Origin of the sequence: Aedoeadaptatus coxii, from assembly GCF_001553115.1 — a bacterium.
Taxonomy (GTDB): domain Bacteria; phylum Bacillota; class Clostridia; order Tissierellales; family Peptoniphilaceae; genus Aedoeadaptatus; species Aedoeadaptatus coxii.
Genome location: NZ_KQ960178.1, coordinates 1 through 17,337 on the forward strand (window position 1 = coordinate 1; position 17,337 = coordinate 17,337).

The following is a 17,337-nucleotide window of genomic DNA, read 5'->3' on the forward strand; positions in this document are numbered from 1 at the left end:
TTAGCAGTCCGAAGCCCTAACGGGCTTCGATTTGTATTGGGCTGCGTCGCGGAAAGAGGCGCTCTGTTTCCGGCGAGGAACTTTGCCGTCGCAAGGTGAGCGTGAGATTTTATTTCTCGCTGGAGAATAACTTCCGCTGGCGCCAGACAATAATCAGGAAAATGCCGAAGGCATTTTTCGTTATAGTGCCGGCCGGAAAGGGAGATGGGGCGCGCGGGGAAGAGGGAAACGCGGCCTTTGCCTCTGAGCCCTTTCCCTCTTCCCCGCGACAATGTTTTCGGGTTGTGTGAAACCGAATCAAAAAGTGGTTTTGTGCGTTGCAGTCCGAAGTTCTAACGGACTTCGATTGTATTGAGCTGTGTCGCAAGAAAACACGCTCTGTTTCAGGCAAGAAACTTTGCCGTCGCAAGGTGAGCGGGCGGTGCGCTTCCCGCCGAAAGCGCACTTTCCCTCTCGCTGAAAACCCACTATAATAAAGCTAATAAGAAAGGAGCCGTCATGAACATTACCTTAACCCCGTCGCCCATGGCGGGGCACATCACCCTGCCTCCGTCGAAATCCATCGCCCACCGTCATTTTTTCCTGGCGGCGCTTTCGGGGAAGGAGACCCGTTTTAAAATCGACGCTCTTTCCGACGATCTTCGCGCCACGCTACATGCCCTTGGCGCGTTAGGCGTGGAATCTCGTCGGGAAGGGGATGTGCTTCATCTCGTGCCGGGGAATGTGCCCGAGGAAGCTACAGTAGATTGCATGGAAAGTGCAAGCACGCTTCGCATGGCCATGATGATACTGCCGACGCGGATTCCCCATCTTCGTTTCGTGGGAAAGGGGAGCCTCTTCGCTCGGCCCATGGACGAGGGGATCCGTTATTTGGAAAATGTCGGCGTGGAAGTAGACGCAACGCCGGAATCTATCGAAACGAAAAATACCTATGAGCCAAAAAGCGCCACCATGACGGGGAAAACCACCAGTCAATTTATTACAGGCGCCATGCTCGCCGCGGCTACGGCGAAGGGTCCCGTGACCATTACCGTCAAAGAGGAAACTTCCGCTCCCTACCTTCGCATGACGGAGGCTATTTTAAGGGAATGGGGCATGGACGTTTGCGGCGCCACTATTTACCCCGGAGAGCTTACCCCTCCGTCGCCTCTCATTTCAATCGAAGGAGACAGAAGCCATGCCGCCTTTTTCCGCGCCGCCAATGCGATTGGGGCGGAAATTACGATGGAAAACATCGCCGGCGAGAGTTTGCAGGGGGACGATGCTTTTCCTGTTCTGCTCCGCCAGATGAAAGAAGGGGAGACGGTGGATCTTACCTCTTACCCCGATTTATTAATGCCTCTCGCCGTCGTCGCCGCAAAAACCGGCGGAACGTTAACGGGGGTGGAGCGTCTGCGATACAAAGAGAGCGATCGCATCGCCGCTACACAAGCTATGCTCGCCGCCCTGGGCATCGAAAGCAGTTATAAAAAGAATATTTTTACAGTATTCCCGGGGACTGTCAAAGGCGGCGTCGTCGATACAAGGGGCGATCACCGCATCGCCTTTGCAGCGGGGATTCTTGCCGCCGTCGCCGACGGCCCCGTGACCATCGTAGGCAGCGAATGTGTCGCCAAAAGTTGGGGAAGCTTTTGGGAAGATTTGGAATGTTTGCGACAATAAAGGACCATGGAAAGTAGGAGAAAAATGAAAGTCGGTGTAAGCGCCTGTTTACTCGGCGTCAATTGCAAATACAACGGGGGAAATAATTTTTCAGAAGCACTCGCCCGTTACCTGGAAAAACGAGAGGTCGTGCCCCTTTGCCCCGAGGTTTTCGGCGGCCTTCCCACGCCGAGAGTACCTGCGGAAATGGTGGAAGGCGTGGTGAAGGACAAAGAGGGCCGCTCCGTAGACGATGCATTTCGAAAAGGGGCGAGGATCGCCCTTCAAAAGGTGCTGGATGAAGGGGTGGAGCTCGTCATTTTGCAATCGCGAAGCCCATCCTGCGGCGTAAAGGAAGTATACGACGGCTCCTTTTCGGGCAAATTAATTCCCGGAAAAGGCGTCTTTGCCGCACTGTTGGCGGAAGCGGGGATTCCCGCCGTGGACGTGGAGGACGTCATGGCGAAAGGAGAGAAGGCGTGAAAAATGTTATCATTCTTTCCCCCAGCAAAGAAATGGACTGGTCACCGGGAACGGGGCGCGTTTCTCTAAGCCCTACGGCGAAAAAAATCGTACATGAACTGCGCAAAATGGACAAAGCATCCTTGGCGACGTTTTTCGCCATTAAAGACGATCTCGCCGAAAAGCTTGTGGATGGGTACGCAACCATTGAGGAAGATAGGGCGAAAGCGGCCATGGATACGTACACGGGCTTGGCCTTTCGCCAAATGGACAAAAACCTTTTGGCGCGGGATTTTGCCGGGGAACATCTCGTGATTTTATCCGCTCTTTACGGTCCTCTATCGCCTCACGATATGATACGGCCCTACCGCTTGGATTTCACCAAGCCTTTAAAGGTAGAGGGGGAATCCCTTAAATCTCTACAGAAAAAGAATTTGACGGCATTTTTTACAGGCAGCCGCGTGTTCGATTTGGCGTCTGGGGAATTTTCGTCGCGAATCGATAAAAAGCAGGTAGGCCAATGGATCAACATCGACTTTTACGAGAGAGATAAAAAAGCGCCATCCGCCACGGCGAAAAAACTCCGGGGCTTGCTCGCCAACCACATTCTTCGGGAAGAATCCTTCGAGCGAAAAGTCTTCGAATCCTTTCAGGCGGAAGGATTTTCCCTGAGCGGGGAAGGAGACGAGGAACCTCTTATTTTCAGAAAACATTAGAGCGAGAAATCGCTCTTTTTTATTGGAAATTGACTTCTTTTTTTTTGAGGAGTATACTTTTAGAAAAAAAGTGACACAGTGTCATTCACAAAAGGAGGTCATCGTGCCCAGGAGTACATTTTTCAGTTTGAAAGCGGAGAAGCGGGAACGCATCGAAAAGGCCTTGGTGTCGGAATTTGAAAACCGCACCTTAGGCGACGCCAAGGTAAAACACGTGGTGGAACGATTGGGAATTTCCCGAGGAAGTTTTTATCAGTATTTTCATAATATGCAGGACGCCTATTTTTATATTTTAGATTTAAAGCTGCGCTTTATTCACGAAGGTTTCTTTACCTTGTATCGCGCCGAACCACAAAATATAGAGAGCGTCCTCGAAAAGTACGGCGTTTTTTTAAGGGAATCCCTCTATGCGCCGGAGCATTATCCCTTGTTTCGCAATCGGTTTATGGCGTGGAATTCGGAATTGGAAATGGCTTGGCGACAATACCATGCCGATGAAGCCATCGGCGCATTCTATTCCAATCCGCGCTTCGTTTTAATCGGCGATTTGGTACACGGGCTTATGCAGCGCGTGTTTATGCATCGCCTTTCTCCCGATGCATTTTCTAAAGATTACGACGAAATGGTGCGCTTTGTTATGGGAGGCGTAAAAAATGTTTAATTTGATCGAGGTATATTTCGACCTCATCTATCTGCTGTTGATGACGGGATTCGGCCTGGCTCTTTTGCTTGAAAAAGGGAAAAAAGCGAAGCTCCTCGCCGCCATGGCCCTCTTACTGGCATCCGGCGATGCATGTCATTTGCTTCCGAGAGTCTACGGCCATTTATCCCCGGCAGGGCTTGCGGGAAATCAATTCTATCTTTCTTACGGGCAAATGATCACGGGGATCACCATGTCGGTTTTCTACTTGCTCTATTTTTATTATTATCGCGCCGCCGGCGGCAAATCCACTAAAGGGCGGCAACTGCTTATATACGGCTTGCTCGCCATTCGTATCGTCCTCGTCTTGTTGCCCGCCAACCATTGGGGCGGCGAAAGCCCTTACGCCATGGCCATAGCTCGAAACATTCCCTTCCTCTTCATGGGGATCGCCCTCGTAGCGTGGACCTATGCTGATGGAGAAATCCCCGGCTTTAAGCGGGCGAGCTATTTAATCGCCGCAAGCTTTTTCTTTTACGTCCTCGTGGTTATTTTCTCGCCCTTTATTCCGGTATTCGGCGCGTTAATGTTACCCAAGACCATTTGCTACATCATGCTCGTAGACGGCCTCTATGAAAAAGAAGCGGGGAAAGTGGACACGGAAAAAATCGGAAAAGTTGCCGTCGTTTGCTTGGAACTGGGACTTTTACTCGGCGCCCTTTACCGCGAATTTACGCACATCAACGGCTTTACGGCGCCTACGACACTATCCCTCGCCCATCCCCACATGATTCTTCTCGGGGCGGTCTTTTCCTTCGCCATGTTTTTATACTTGCGCGTGGAAAACCGCGACGGTCGAAATCTCCACACATACTATCGAGTCTATCTTCTGGCGCTTATGTACTTCATCGCATCCCTCGTCATTCGGGGAATGTACACCTTAGTATCATCAGGCGCGGCGCTTTACCCCGACGGTGCCCTTTCCGGCATGGCGGGACTCGGCCACATCGCCCTTACCGTCGCCATGATCGCCTTCATTTTAAAGGCGAGAAAAAAAGAGGCGATGAGGGAACAAATCGCATGATGAAAGACGGCAAGCGGCCGTCTTTTTTTATGGGAAGACGGCCGGGGAATGGGTACACTTATAAATAGACGCATAAGAAAGAAGGTTATGATGCAAAAAATTTCCATACAATCCACTTACGGCGAGCGGTTTCAACATTGTTGGGGCTGTGGGCCGAAAAATGAACAAGGCTTACATTTAAAATCCTACCCCTCCGACGACGGAGAGACCTGTATTGCCACCGTCGTACCCGATGCAATGTACACCGGCGGCGTGCCCCACAATTTATTCGGCGGCATGATCGCCACCCTATTCGACTGCCACGGCACGGCGTCGGCGGCATGGTTTGCCCATCGCCAAAAAGGGTTGGAGCTGACAGAAGACACGGTCATCGGCCGCTTTATTACCGCCCATCTCGAGGTGGACTTTAAAAAGCCCGTGCCCATGGGCGAGGAAATAAACATCACATCCCACGTGGAAGAAATCGGCGAGCGCAAAGTCGTCGTCGCCATGGAAATGGAAGCGGCGGGAGACATTCGCGCCACGGCGAAAATGGTAGCCGTAGGTGTAAAAGACACCATGTAAAGGAGGCGGTGAACGTCAAAAAGAAACTGATTACGCTCATTGAAATCCTCCTCGTGATCTGTATCGCCGTATCCGGCTATAAAATCGGATCCTACTATTTGGCAGGGCATCAATTTACGAAAGAACACGAGGAACTGAAGGCGAGCATAAAGGAAGACACCACCGACGAGCATAAAAAAAGCGAGGAAAAGCCGAACCTTGTGGCGCAGTTGAAAAAGGATTACCCGGACATGGTGGGCTGGATAAAAATAGAGGGCACCGCAATCGATTTTCCCGTAGTTCAGGGAAAAGACAACGACTTTTATCTGAACCACACCTATAAGGGAGAATACCATCCCTTCGGTGAAGTCTTTATGGATAAAGACGATAAACCCGATTACTCCGATCAAAACACCGTGCTTTACGGCCACAACGTGCGCTCCGGCTACGTGTTCCACGAGCTGGAACAGTTTAAAGATCAATCCTTCCGCGACGCCCACCCTTCCATTACCATCGACACCGTCGACGGAAAAAAGACCTACGATATCGTCGCCGTGTATACTGCATCGGCATATGATCCCTATCGAAAACCCAATTATTCCGAAGAAGAATGGGAAAAATTCAGAGCGTGGGTAAAGGGAAAAAATCGACTGAAAGGAAACTTGCCCGGCAAAGAGGCGCACATCCTCACCCTATCTACCTGCTCCGACGAAGAAGATCGGCTAGTGGTCCACGCCGTGCTAAGAGATGAAAAATAAAGGAGAATCCATGAAGACACTGGTTGTAGTAGATGCACAAAATGATTTTATTTCCGGCTCCTTGGCTTGCCAAGGAAGCGAATCGGCACTGGAAAACATCGTCAAACTGATCGAGAACGATCCGGATATGGCGGTGGTGTATACGGCGGATTGGCACAGTAAAAGCAACGAAAGCTTTAAAGAAAACGGAGGCATCTGGCCGGTGCACTGTGTGGAAAACACGGAAGGCGCCGCCCTTTATAAAGGATTTTATGAACTGACGCGAAAAGACGCGCACCCCAATGAAAGCAATGTCTTTAAAAAAGGGAAGCGGGACGATGTAGAAGAATACTCCGGCTGCCGCGCCATGAATGAAAAAGGAGACGTCCTCGAAGAAACGGTAAAAGGCGATATTTTAGTGGCAGGCTTTGCCAGCGAATATTGCGTGCGCGAAACCCTACTGGGTCTCGCCGAAAAGGGATATTCTGTAGCCCTGTACCTTCCCGGCGTCGCCTATGTGGATCGAAAAGATCACGAGAAAAACATAGAAGACTTGGAAGCAAAAGGCTTCCGCCTCATAAAAGAATAAGCAAAGAAAGTCTTGGTTTACGCCAAGGCTTTTTTCATGCCGTTCGGCGAAGAAAAACGACCGTTTAGCCCAAAGGAATAGACATCTTTTCCGAAGTCGGTACAATAAAACCATAAGGAGGAAGCCTATGAAGATAGAAATACAAATCGATGACACCGTGGAGGAAACCGTCGTAAAAATCATGGCCAATCGTTACTCCGACGAAATCGAGCATATAAAAAATCGACTGCTGGAGCCCCATCATCATAAACTCAGTGCCTTTAGAAGATGGTGTGGAACTATTGGATTACGACGAAGTGGTGCGCATTTACAGCGAAGATAAAAAAATCCTCCTGGACACCATAAACGCCACCTACACCACGCGGCTGAAACTTTATGAATTGGAAGAACGATTGGGCGATTTACAATTTATTGCCATCTCCCGATCCGAAATCATCAATCTAAACTACGTTAAGCGGCTGGATCTGTCCTTTACAGGCACCATAGCCGTGGAATTTAAAAACGGCGCCACATCCTACGTCGCCCGTCGCCACTTAAAAAACTTTAAAAAAGCCTTAGGTTTATAGGAGGAAAAAATGAAAACACTTAAAAATTGCTTTATCGGCGCCCTTATCGGCATCGGCATCGGAAACCTTATCGAATGCATGCTCACCGTTCTTTACGGATCACTTGTTATTTCCACGCCCCAATTTCTGGCGGCACACGATTCCCTCGTGTTTGTGCGCGTCATACAAACCGTCCTTTACGCAGGGTTCGGCATCGTGTCGGTAGTGGCGTCGTCCCTATTCGGCGACGACGGGAAAAATCTCTTTAAAAAAACCACACTCCACAGCATCGTCGTCTTTGCGTACTTCCTCGCCACAGGTTGGTATCTTAAATGGTTTTCAAGCCCTTACGAAATCCTCATGTCCACGGCGATCTTCATCGTAATTTACGCCCTGATTTGGTTCGCCATCTACACCTCCAAGAAAAAAGAAATCGAAGCCCTCAACGAAAAATTACACAGACTCCAACACTAAGCCTTTCCTTTACCGCCGAAAAAAGGTAGGATAGGGGAAAGGAGGCCGTTATGAAAACACAGGAATTATTAAACGAATTAAAAGCAAAAGAATGGGTGAACTTAACCCACGAAATTACAAAAGATATGGCGATTTACCAAGCCTTTAATCCCCTGGGCGAGCGCGTGCTCACCACATTGGAAGAAACGGGATCGGACAATAGGGAATACACCCTGGGCACATCCCACGGAACCCACGTCGATGCACCGGCTCACTTTATGGACGGCGGCAGAATCCTATCGGAGCTGCCCTTAAAAGAACGCTACCTTCCCCTTTACGTGCTTCATCTGGAAAAAGAGGTGGAGGCGGATAACGGCTACGCCGTAAGCGTGGAGGATATTAAAAAATTCGAGGAAACCTACGGCGAGATCCCCGAAGGCGCCTTTGTCGCCTTTTCTTCCGGCTGGTATCACCGCATCTATTCTCAGGAAGATTTCACCAATACGGATGAAAAAGGCGTGGAAATTACCCCCGGCTGGTCTGTCGCCGCGCTGAAATATCTGAGCGAAACCAGAAAAATCACCGCCATCGGCCACGAAACACTGAACACCGATTCGGGCCCGGAAGCGGCGGAAGCGGGCGACCTGGTAGCCCAACGCTATTGGCTCAATCAAAACAAATTCCAAGTGGAAGTGATGGCGAATCTGGACAAAGTGCCGGCGACAGGCGCCGTCATCATGATCAACGTCCTGCATATAAAAGACGCCGTGGCCTTCCCCGCGGAAGTCATCGCCGTGTTGGATAAGTAAAAAATTTGAGAGAAAACCCCGCTGTCCCACATGGGATACGGGGTTTTTGTATGGAAGGGTCTTTGTGTCGGGAATAGATCTTTGTATACCGCAAAAAAATCAAATATCGTCACACCCTGATTTTACACATCCGTAGGGGCAGGCCCGTCAGGGGAGAGCGACTTTTCTCAGCCTTTGAAGCGAGTAATCTTTGAGAATAATCTTGAAGAGCATATAATAAAACTATGAATGAAAACGGGAGGTAAAATTGTTAACGAAAAAAAGGAAAGCTATTTTATTATGCATCTTCGCCATGATGTTATGGGGCACTGCCATACCGCTTATTAAATCCACTTATGTGGAGCTTGCCATCGGCCGAGAGGACACGGGATTGAAAATTTTACTTGCGGGGATCCGTTTTTTTCTGGCGGGGCTCATGACGTTTACTTATTTTAAAATAAGAAACAAAGGCCATCGAATCGACTATAAAAAAATAAATCTGAAATTTATCGTGATTCTGGCTCTAATTCAAACGTCGCTGCAATATATTTTTTATTACATCGGCCTTTCGCACGTCGCCGGTGTAAAATCGTCGATTATTCAATCGACCAATGCCTTTATCGTCGTTTTGATTTCGGCAGTTTTACTTCCCGATGAGAAGGTCAATCCAAATATTATTTTGGCGCTTATTTTGGGAACCCTCGGCATCTTTATTACGAACTATACGGGAGAAAGCCTTTCGGGAAGTCTCCGCTTCTCCGGCGAAGGGTTTATTCTGATCGCCACTTTCTTTAACGCTTTGGCTTCGGTCATGCTTAGGAAATACGGCAAGGGCGAAAATCCTTTTGTCGTCACATCCTTTCAGTTCATCCTTGGTTCTTTACTGCTCATTGTTTTGGGCATCGCCTTAACCGGCGGCTTCCTCGCCCTGACCCCCAAGGGGATGGTCATGATTTTATACGGATCCTTTATATCGGCCTGTGCTTTTTCCATATGGACATGGGTTCTTCAACAGTACAGCGCCAATGAATTCGGCGTCTACAAATTGTTTATTCCGATTTTCGGCTCCCTTTTTTCGGTTCTGGCCTTAGGCGAAGCTTTTACCGTCAACATGGCTGCGGGGCTCGCTCTGGTCTTGCTCGGCTCCTTAATCTTAAATAAAAAACAATTGTCCTTTGGGAACTAGAGAATAATAAAGAATTACCGACGTGGCCATGAAGCTGACGTCGGTTTTTTATATGGAGTTTCGGGCAATTTTGATGAAGATGGATTTTATGATAAACTATTTATTTGTGTTACATGACGAATAAAGGAGTATAAATGAATAAAAAAACAATAAGTATAATTTTCGCCTACGTGGGCGTTCTTACCGGCGCCGGCTTGGCCAGCGGGCAGGAACTCATGCAGTACTTTCTGTCCTTCGGCCTTCCGGGGCTTTACGGCATCGCCGTAGTGGGCCTGCTGCACATTGTGGTCGGCGGCATCATCTTGCAATTAGGCAGCCACTTCGTCGCCCAAAGCCACATCGATGTGCTCGAGGAAGTGACCCCAACCGCCGTGACGAAATTGATGGATTATGCCCTGATCATTAATTGCTTTTTAATGGGCTTTGTTATGATTGCCGGGGCCGGATCGAATCTGGAGCAACAATTCGGCTTAGCACCCTGGATGGGCTCTTTATTATGTACGGCACTGATCGTCGTCGTGGGTATGTTGGATTTCGAGAAAGTGGCCAAAATCATAGGGGGCTTTACGCCCTTGGTTCTGGTCTTTACATTGATCGGCGCAGTTTACACTATGGTAAATGTGAGTTCTGATACGGCGTTTTTGGATAGTTTGGGCAAGACCCTGATCCCGGCGCTTCCCAATCTTTCCTTATCCACCATCAACTACTTCGGCCTCTGCATGATCAGCGGCATTTCAATGGCCTTTGTCTTAGGGGGTAGTAAAACCGACCCGGCTGAGGCGCGCATCGGCGGCATGATCGGCGGCGCCCTCGTGGCCGTTCTGACAGGACTGGTCGGCGTGACGCTTTTCCTCACCTTGGGCATTGTGAAAGACGCGGACATTCCCATGCAAACCGTGTTAGACAATGTGCATCCCGCCCTGGGTCTTGCCATGTCCATCATTATCTTCGGCATGATCTTCAACACGGGCATGTCCCTTTTCTATTCCGCCGCACGACGTTTATCTGCCACGGAAGGTACTTTTAAGCGGAACCTGATTATCTTTACCTTGGTGGGCTTCGGTCTTTCTTTCTTGGGATTTAAAAAGTTAATGGCCGTACTCTATCCGATTTTAGGGTATTTGGGCTTGATCCTGATCCTTATTTTAATCGCCGCCTGGATTCGGGAGCGGACCGAAATAAAGTCCGAGATCAAGAAGAGGAAGAAACTGAATCGTCTGACCCGAAAGAAATTAGACGACGATGAAGAGTTTACTAGAAAAGACAACGAAAAACTGGATAAACTCGCCGAAGCTTCTATTATTGACGATGACAAAATCAAAGAAGCTGTGGAGGAAGAAGTGGCCGAGGTACTAAATGACGAGAGCGAGGAATCCCTCTAAAGTATTTGAACGGATCGCTAAAAATCGGTGGCATAGGCTATTTACCGATGAAGAACAAAAAACCGATTACAGTCATGGTCACGGCATGTTATCCGATTGCCATTTCAAGCACTTGCAAATTGTAGGTGCTTTTTTTCTTCACAAACCGAATTTCTTGCAAGCGGAATGGGTGCGGCAAAAACAAAATGCAATCGTGACATCATCTATTGACTTTCCACCATGCTCATGAAGTGGTTCTTAACAAAAAATTTTAGACTACGAGCTTTTCGTTTACGTCTGCGACGGTACGGAAAGTGAAAAGTTGGAATGGTTTAAGATCATTAATATTGCCGGGGAAAGGCTCACCGATCAGGAACTGAGAAATGCAGTTTATGCAGGATCATGGGTTACCGATGCCAAGCGCTATTTTTCCAAGACGGGAAGTGCTGCCGACGGCCTCGCCGGGGATTACTTAAAGGGATCTTCCATTCGTCAGGAATATTTGGAAACGGCTCTTTTATGGGCAAGCGATCAAGACGGCGTCACCATTGAGGAATATATGGGCAAGCATCAACACGATCATACGGCGCAGGAGTTGTGGTCTTATTTCCGCTCGGTGATCGAATGGGTACAAGCGATTTTCCCAAAGGTTCGAAAGGAAATGAAGGGGCTTCCCTGGGGGCTTTTCTATAATGTTCACGGCACGCGAAAGGATTTAGATCCCGTGAAGTTGGATAAGTAAATCAATTAAAAATCATCTCCTGCTCCCCGGCAAGAGATGATTTTTTTTATAGTATGTGCAGCATATGGAGCAGTCCGATGCCGATAGGGTAGGTGACGATGGCGAAGAGGAAGGAGGTGGTGATGATTTTCGATGCCAGTTCGGAGTCGCCGCCCATTTCTTTTGTGTAGATGAAGCAGTTAATGGCACAGGGGGTGGCCCAAAAGACGTAGGCGATACCCAGTTCCACGGCGCTTAATCCGATGGCGATGCCGACGGGGATCAGGATCAGGGGCGTTAAGATTGTGCGTATGGTCGCCGAAGCAAAGACGAGGGCGAGATCGTGTGTTATGGATTCAAAGTTTAAGCTTGCGCCGATGAGGAGCAGGGAGAGGGGCGTGCAGAGGGCGGCGAGAAGGCTTATGCCTTTATCGAGGCCTGTGTAGACGGGGATTTGCAGGATGTTAAATAAGACGCCGATGAAAATGGCGATGATCATGGGGTTTTTTAAAATCTTCAGCAGGATTTTTCCCGGGTGGATTTTTTTATCCTCGGATTCCGAATAAAGGGTCAGGATCACGATGGCGAGTATGTTGTAAAGGGTCAGGCCGAAGACGGTGACGACGATCATATGCTCCGGCGAGGGTTTGCCGTAAAGTGATTCCAATATGGGATAGCCTACGTAGACGAAGTTGGAGCGAAAGCTGCAATGGACGAAGGCGGAAAGTTTTTTTCTGTCGGGAATAAAGGGCCGCGCCGCGATCCACGTGGCGAAGAAAATAAGGAAGATGCCCAGTAGTATGTAGGCCACGTAGGTTGTGGGCAAGGTTTCGATGTGGGCGCTTCGGATGTCGGAGAAGAGTTTTAGGGGAAGCGCGACGTAAAATACGATCCACGTCGACGTGCTCACGAAGTGCTCGTCTAAATAGCCCTTTTGTTTCGCCAGGTAGCCGGCGAAGATCACGAAGAAGATCGGAAAAATAATGTTGAGTCCAAGTAAAAAGTTTGCCATAATATCCCCCCTTTCGATTATAGTTCAACACCGTAGGCTTGTAAATTTAGGCTGCTATCAGATCGAATTTCATATTAAAAAAGCACGGATTTAGTTTCCGTGCTTTTTTGTTTGTTTCTTCAGTTTTTCCAGCAGGGCATTGAATGTGTCACGGTTTTCTTCTTTCACGGCGTCTTTCGGAACATAGACGCCGTTGTGTTTGCCGATTTGCAGGATGTAAAGGGATTTCGTTTCGGCTACGCGGATCACGTGGCGGTATTCTACGGAAATATGGGCTTTTCCCTGATGGAGTTCCACGGCGTTGTCTAAGAAGCGGAGCATGACCTTGTTTTCATCGCCGGTCAGCTTCTTTTCCTGAGCCAGTAAATCCCGCACACTGAGGGGAACGGTGAATAGGGCTACTGCGAGGCTCATTATGCCCGCCGTCATCATGGTGCCCGCCTTAAAATGGTTGCCGTCTTTGAAAAATACCGCCGCCATGACAAGGCCCGCTATGCCGACGATGTAGCCCCAACCAATGAGTTTTCGTAAGGTGTAGCGAATAAATTCCTTCATGTAATCTTTTGTATTGGTGTAAAAAATGATGAGTTTCATGTCTGTCCTCTCTCGTTGCTTTCAATAATAAAACGATTATACCTGAACTGCGTTTTTCGGTCGACATCGTAAAAACATAGCCACTCATTTTTGTTTGCACAGGGGCTTTTGGATCAAAGAGAAAAAATGTTGTCTTATATTAAATATGTTGTTTTTAATCAGGAGGTATACAATAAATTTTTTGATTTTATACTGTATTTTTCGCACTTCCTTGTTGTGTTTTATTTTGGTCGTTGTATAATAAACATACGAAGTTAGAGAAGCCTTTGATTTTTGCAAAGTTTAACTTTGAATTTTTAGGGAGGTAAGTTTATGACTACATTTCTCATCGGCCTTGCGATTTTGATCGTAGGCGGCTTTTTCTATGGCCGTTTTGCCGAGAAAGTATTCCAACCGGACGATAGAGAAACGCCTGCTATCAAAAACCAAGACGGCGTCGACTACGTTCCCATGGACAAAAAGAAAAATGCACTTATTGAGCTCTTAAACATCGCAGGAACCGGCCCGATTTTAGGCCCCATTCAAGGGATTTTATTCGGCCCCATGGCATTTATTATGATTCCCGTCGGCTGCGTACTCGGTGGTGCTATTCACGACTACATGAGCGGTATGATTTCCATCCGTTCCGAAGGCGAACAAATGCCGTCTTTGATTAAGCGCAATCTCGGCGGTAAAGTTTACTCGGTCTACAATATCTTTGTTATTATTCTTATGATTTTAGTAGGTGCCGTGTTTATTTACACCCCCGGCGACTTGATCGTTGCCAATGTATTGCATCAAGAAGCAGTTGCTACGAACCCCGTCGTATGGATCGTATACGCTTGTATTTTTGCTTACTACATCATCGCTACTTTGTTCCCCATCGATAAGATCATCGGTAGAGTTTACCCGATTTTCGGCGGTATCTTACTTCTTTCCGCTGTCGGTATTTTCTTCGGTCTCTTTATGAAGGGCTACCAATTAGACAATCTTACGATGATGAATTTTAAAGGTGTTCACCCCGACGGCACACCGATTCTCCCCGTATTCTTCGTTACCGTCGCTTGCGGTATCGTTTCGGGTTTCCACTCCACACAAGCTACCCTTATCGGTCGTTCTGTAAAGAGTGAACGTGAAGGCCGTTTCGTATTCTACGACATGATGATCCTCGAAGGTTTCATCGCTATGATCTGGGCAGCAGCTGCTATGGGTATTTACCACAAAGGCATCGACGCCGCTATGATCGGTAAACCTGCCGTTATCGGTTTAGTTGCTAACGATATGCTTGGTAAAATCGGCGGTTTAATCGCGATTGTCGGTATTATCGTTCTTCCCATCACTTCCGGCGACACGGCGCTACGTTCCGCTCGCCTAATGATTGCCGACCACTTACACATTCCGCAAAAATCTATGAAGAATAGATTAAGCTTATCCATCGGCGTGTTTATCGGCGTTCTCATTATTTTGATCTTTGCAAAAATGAGCCCCAGCGGTTTCAACGTTTTATGGCAATACTTCGCTTGGGCAAACCAAACCATCGCCGTATTTGCATTCGCTATGATTTCCATTTACTTGCAACGTCATGGCAGAGCATTCCTCGTATCGTTAATTCCGGGTATGTTCTATATGTATATCATCTCGGCTTATATTTTAGGCGCAAAAATCGGCTTCCACTTGCCCTACATGGTATCCACCGTTATCGGTGTTGCCATCGCCCTCGTTTACGGCTATGTCGTATATAAAGAAGGCAGCAAACAACAAGGCTTGGCAAGAGCATAAAGTAAAGAGCATGGCGACATGCTCTTTTTTTTATGCTCAAATGGAGGTAAAGAAAAAGCGCCCCGGTAAAGGGCGCAAGGTTTAGGAAATAGCTTCCCACAGAGTATGTTCGCCGTGGGAGATGTGGTTTTTACAGTGTTCGCAATTGCCACAGCCTCCGCTGCAAGTGGGCGTGTGTTTACGGCGTTTTACATAGCCTAAACGCTCGTAATGATGTAATTCGTCTTCTACCCATTGCACGCTTTGTTCTAAGCGTTGGGCGAGTGCTTCGGCGGTGTGATCGCCGTGTACTTTAATACATTCCAATACTGACATAAAAATCCTTTCATTGTTCCTAACACCTTTTGGTATCGCCTCTATGCGGAGAAGCGAACAATGATTAAGATTCCTTCAGCATTTCCCGCCAGCCGGCGGCGTAAAAACGTTGCAGGGATTCAATATGGGCCACGGCGTCGTCGATAGGTTCGTCGTGGGCGATAATTTCGAAAATTCCCGTAAACATGGAGGTAATGATCATGTGAATAAACATGTCGTCGATGGAATGGGTGAGTTTGCCGGCGCATACCAGTTCTTCGATTAAATCGATGGCCGATACGGTTTCAATGGCGATGAGCCGTTCCACATAATGGGCATATTTCGTGCCTTCGGCGCAGCTTGCGATCAGTTTAAACACGTCGTAATGCTCGTAAATGTAGGCGACGAGTTTTTTCATGTGATCGGTGGAGCGGTAGGGAAGATCGGATAGGACGGCGCCCGTATCGTCGCAAGGCACATTGCTTTCGGCATAAGACTCGAATAAATCGAGCAGTTCTTGTGCAGGATCCTCCACGATGGCATCGAAGAGAGCCTCTTTGCTGGCGTAATAGCGGTAAAGGGCACCGGTGGTGACGTCAACTGCGGCGGCGATTCCACGAACCGATGTTTTCCGATAGCCCTTATGTAAAAAGTCTTTTTTGGCCTGTTCCAAAATCGCCTCAGCCAATGCATCGTTTGATGGTCTCATAACAACCTCCCTTTCATTGATATATATTATCACCAGGTAATGGAATATTCAATTACTTTGTTCATTCTTCGTCGAAAGAATAGAGGATGGAAAAGAAGATTTTATATTACGATCAAAGATATTTTTCGTATTTCTTGGGAGTGAACTTTCCAAAAGCCCTTTCTTTTGTTAAAATAAAGAAAATAGGGAATGAAGTTCTCCCTTGGGCAACCTAAACCGCAACAGCTGATGACTTCTACGATTTTATCGCAGAAAGCATCGGCTTTTTGCGTGTAAGGAGGTTTTATGTTACTTTCTCTCGCTCTTTTACTTTTAATCGGTCTCGCTATGAAATCCCTGGTGGAAAAAATGGGATTGCCGGGCATTATCGGCATTTTTGCCACCGGGGTATTACTGGGGCCGAGTTGTTTTAATTTGCTGGACGATCATCTGCTCGCGATTTCCGGCGAACTCCGCCAAATGGCGCTCATTATTATTTTGCTGAAGGCGGGACTTTCTTTGGATCTTTCCGATTTAAAACAGGTCGGGCGGCCGGCGGTGTTTATGTCCTTTGTGCCGGCAAGTTTTGAAATTATCGGTTACACGCTCCTTGCGCCTATTCTCTTCGGGATTTCCAGGGTAGACGCCGCCCTTATGGGCACGGTACTCGCCGCTGTTTCCCCGGCCGTGGTGGTGCCGCGAATGGACAAGATGATGGAGAAAGGGATCGGCACGAAAAAATCCATTCCTCAACTCATTATGGCAGGGGCTTCCTGCGACGATATTTTCGTCATCGTCCTCTTTACATCCTTTCTCGGAATGGCAAAGGGAGGGGATCTGAAGTTGGCGAGCCTTATGAATGTGCCCCTATCGGTTATTTGCGGCATGATCGTAGGCGGAATCGTAGGCTATGTCCTTTATCGCTTTTTCGAATCCGCCTTTGTACGTGAACGCCACGTGCGCAACAGTGTCAAGGTGCTGATCATGCTCGCCGTAAGTTTCCTCCTCGTGGCCGGGGAAGGGCTTTTAAAGGGAAAAATTGCCATGTCCGGGCTCATCGCCGTGGTGGCCATGGCCGTGGTCATTCACGAAAAAATGCCTGCACAGGTGTCGACTCGCCTCTCGGAGAAATTCGGCAAGTTATGGATCGGCGCGGAAATTTTTCTCTTCGTCCTCGTCGGTGCCGCCGTGGACATTCACTACACCCTGGACGCCGGGGGCGCGGCAGTAGCGTTAATCTTCATGGCGCTTATTTTCAGAAGTTTCGGCGTGACGGCTTCTCTTGCAGGCACGGGCTTAACGTTTAAAGAGCGGATCTTTTGCATCCTCGCCTATCTTCCCAAGGCAACGGTTCAGGCGGCCATCGGCTCCGTTCCCCTGCAAGCGGGTCTCGGTTCGGGGAAAGTTATTTTATCCGTGGCGGTGCTTTCGATTTTAATTACCGCTCCCTTAGGTGCTTTTTTAATCGATCGCACCCAACAGAGTTTTCTTACAAATTCAAAATAAGCGCACAAAAAAAGGATGT

Annotated in this window: 21 protein-coding genes and 1 riboswitch; of the genes, 17 read left to right on the forward strand and 4 right to left on the reverse strand. The window is 48.2% G+C overall.

Annotated features, from left to right (window positions below; all coding sequences use genetic code 11):
- Positions 1 to 498: 498 nt before the first annotated feature.
- From HMPREF1863_RS05090 to HMPREF1863_RS05155, 15 genes are all read left to right on the forward strand, one after another.
- Entirely contained in the window at positions 499 to 1,662 is a 1,164-nt protein-coding gene (locus HMPREF1863_RS05090) for a 3-phosphoshikimate 1-carboxyvinyltransferase (RefSeq protein WP_068368047.1), read from the forward strand.
- Positions 1,663 to 1,686: 24 nt separating this feature from the next.
- Positions 1,687 to 2,124, forward strand: a complete 438-nt coding sequence (locus HMPREF1863_RS05095) for a 2-thiouracil desulfurase family protein (protein WP_068368050.1) — start codon at positions 1,687 to 1,689, stop codon at positions 2,122 to 2,124.
- Positions 2,121 to 2,819, forward strand: a complete 699-nt coding sequence (locus HMPREF1863_RS05100; protein WP_068368052.1) for a YaaA family protein — start codon at positions 2,121 to 2,123, stop codon at positions 2,817 to 2,819. Before HMPREF1863_RS05095 ends, HMPREF1863_RS05100 begins: the two co-directional genes overlap by 4 nt.
- Before the next feature lie 103 nt (positions 2,820 to 2,922).
- Positions 2,923 to 3,480 (forward strand): TetR/AcrR family transcriptional regulator, encoded by a 558-nt coding sequence (locus HMPREF1863_RS05105; RefSeq protein WP_068368055.1) that lies wholly within the window; start codon positions 2,923 to 2,925, stop codon positions 3,478 to 3,480.
- Positions 3,473 to 4,543, forward strand: coding sequence for a DUF2871 family protein (locus tag HMPREF1863_RS05110; RefSeq protein ID WP_068368057.1), 1,071 nt, complete (start codon positions 3,473 to 3,475; stop codon positions 4,541 to 4,543). The genes HMPREF1863_RS05105 and HMPREF1863_RS05110 overlap by 8 nt, the downstream gene beginning before the upstream one ends.
- An 87-nt stretch (positions 4,544 to 4,630) precedes the next feature.
- On the forward strand, positions 4,631 to 5,107 hold the full coding sequence (locus HMPREF1863_RS05115; RefSeq protein ID WP_068368060.1) for a hotdog domain-containing protein: 477 nt from the start codon (positions 4,631 to 4,633) through the stop codon (positions 5,105 to 5,107).
- An 8-nt stretch (positions 5,108 to 5,115) separates the two neighbouring features.
- Positions 5,116 to 5,844: a class B sortase gene (gene srtB / locus HMPREF1863_RS05120; RefSeq protein ID WP_068368063.1), complete on the forward strand. Its 729-nt coding sequence runs from the start codon at positions 5,116 to 5,118 to the stop codon at positions 5,842 to 5,844.
- Positions 5,845 to 5,854: 10 nt separating this feature from the next.
- Positions 5,855 to 6,412, forward strand: a complete 558-nt coding sequence (locus tag HMPREF1863_RS05125; protein WP_068368066.1) for an isochorismatase family protein — start codon at positions 5,855 to 5,857, stop codon at positions 6,410 to 6,412.
- Between the two features lie 127 nt (positions 6,413 to 6,539).
- Positions 6,540 to 6,734 carry a hypothetical protein gene (locus tag HMPREF1863_RS09350; RefSeq protein ID WP_232300127.1) on the forward strand — a complete coding sequence of 65 codons (195 nt, stop codon included), beginning with the start codon at positions 6,540 to 6,542 and terminating at the stop codon, positions 6,732 to 6,734.
- On the forward strand, positions 6,685 to 6,978 hold the full coding sequence (locus tag HMPREF1863_RS05130; RefSeq protein WP_232300128.1) for a LytTR family DNA-binding domain-containing protein: 294 nt from the start codon (positions 6,685 to 6,687) through the stop codon (positions 6,976 to 6,978). Before HMPREF1863_RS09350 ends, HMPREF1863_RS05130 begins: the two co-directional genes overlap by 50 nt.
- 9 nt (positions 6,979 to 6,987) lie before the next feature.
- Positions 6,988 to 7,431, forward strand: a complete 444-nt coding sequence (locus HMPREF1863_RS05135; RefSeq protein WP_068368068.1) for a DUF3021 domain-containing protein — start codon at positions 6,988 to 6,990, stop codon at positions 7,429 to 7,431.
- A 50-nt stretch (positions 7,432 to 7,481) separates the two neighbouring features.
- Positions 7,482 to 8,219 (forward strand): cyclase family protein, encoded by a 738-nt coding sequence (locus tag HMPREF1863_RS05140; protein ID WP_068368069.1) that lies wholly within the window; start codon positions 7,482 to 7,484, stop codon positions 8,217 to 8,219.
- A gap of 247 nt (positions 8,220 to 8,466) precedes the next feature.
- Complete coding sequence (locus HMPREF1863_RS05145; RefSeq protein WP_068368070.1) at positions 8,467 to 9,384, forward strand: DMT family transporter; 918 nt, start codon at positions 8,467 to 8,469, stop codon at positions 9,382 to 9,384.
- A 134-nt stretch (positions 9,385 to 9,518) separates the two neighbouring features.
- Positions 9,519 to 10,766: a YkvI family membrane protein gene (locus HMPREF1863_RS05150; RefSeq protein ID WP_068368073.1), complete on the forward strand. Its 1,248-nt coding sequence runs from the start codon at positions 9,519 to 9,521 to the stop codon at positions 10,764 to 10,766.
- Between the two features lie 301 nt (positions 10,767 to 11,067).
- The gene (locus tag HMPREF1863_RS05155; protein ID WP_198142717.1) at positions 11,068 to 11,487 is read left to right on the forward strand and encodes a hypothetical protein; all 420 of its coding nucleotides are present in this window, start codon (positions 11,068 to 11,070) and stop codon (positions 11,485 to 11,487) included.
- Between the two features lie 46 nt (positions 11,488 to 11,533).
- On the opposite strand, the gene HMPREF1863_RS05160 is transcribed toward HMPREF1863_RS05155, so the two are convergent.
- Entirely contained in the window at positions 11,534 to 12,478 is a 945-nt protein-coding gene (locus HMPREF1863_RS05160) for an AEC family transporter (RefSeq protein WP_068368079.1), read from the reverse strand.
- Between the two features lie 90 nt (positions 12,479 to 12,568).
- Positions 12,569 to 13,072: a YcxB family protein gene (locus HMPREF1863_RS05165; RefSeq protein WP_068368082.1), complete on the reverse strand. Its 504-nt coding sequence runs from the start codon at positions 13,070 to 13,072 to the stop codon at positions 12,569 to 12,571.
- A 312-nt stretch (positions 13,073 to 13,384) separates the two neighbouring features.
- On the opposite strand from HMPREF1863_RS05165, the gene HMPREF1863_RS05170 reads away from it, so the two are divergent.
- The gene (locus HMPREF1863_RS05170) at positions 13,385 to 14,830 is read left to right on the forward strand and encodes a carbon starvation CstA family protein (protein ID WP_068368088.1); all 1,446 of its coding nucleotides are present in this window, start codon (positions 13,385 to 13,387) and stop codon (positions 14,828 to 14,830) included.
- 81 nt (positions 14,831 to 14,911) lie between these two features.
- Here HMPREF1863_RS05170 and HMPREF1863_RS05175 read toward each other — a convergent pair whose 3' ends face one another.
- Both HMPREF1863_RS05175 and HMPREF1863_RS05180 read right to left on the reverse strand, forming a co-directional pair.
- A complete protein-coding gene (locus HMPREF1863_RS05175; RefSeq protein ID WP_068368092.1) occupies positions 14,912 to 15,145 on the reverse strand; it encodes a FeoC-like transcriptional regulator in 234 nt (77 codons plus the stop codon).
- Positions 15,146 to 15,209: 64 nt separating this feature from the next.
- Positions 15,210 to 15,833 (reverse strand): TetR/AcrR family transcriptional regulator, encoded by a 624-nt coding sequence (locus HMPREF1863_RS05180; protein WP_068368094.1) that lies wholly within the window; start codon positions 15,831 to 15,833, stop codon positions 15,210 to 15,212.
- A 176-nt stretch (positions 15,834 to 16,009) separates the two neighbouring features.
- Positions 16,010 to 16,078: riboswitch (Fluoride riboswitch) on the forward strand.
- 40 nt (positions 16,079 to 16,118) lie between these two features.
- On the opposite strand from HMPREF1863_RS05180, the gene HMPREF1863_RS05185 reads away from it, so the two are divergent.
- Positions 16,119 to 17,318, forward strand: coding sequence for a cation:proton antiporter (locus HMPREF1863_RS05185; RefSeq protein ID WP_068368097.1), 1,200 nt, complete (start codon positions 16,119 to 16,121; stop codon positions 17,316 to 17,318).
- Positions 17,319 to 17,337 lie beyond the last annotated feature (19 nt).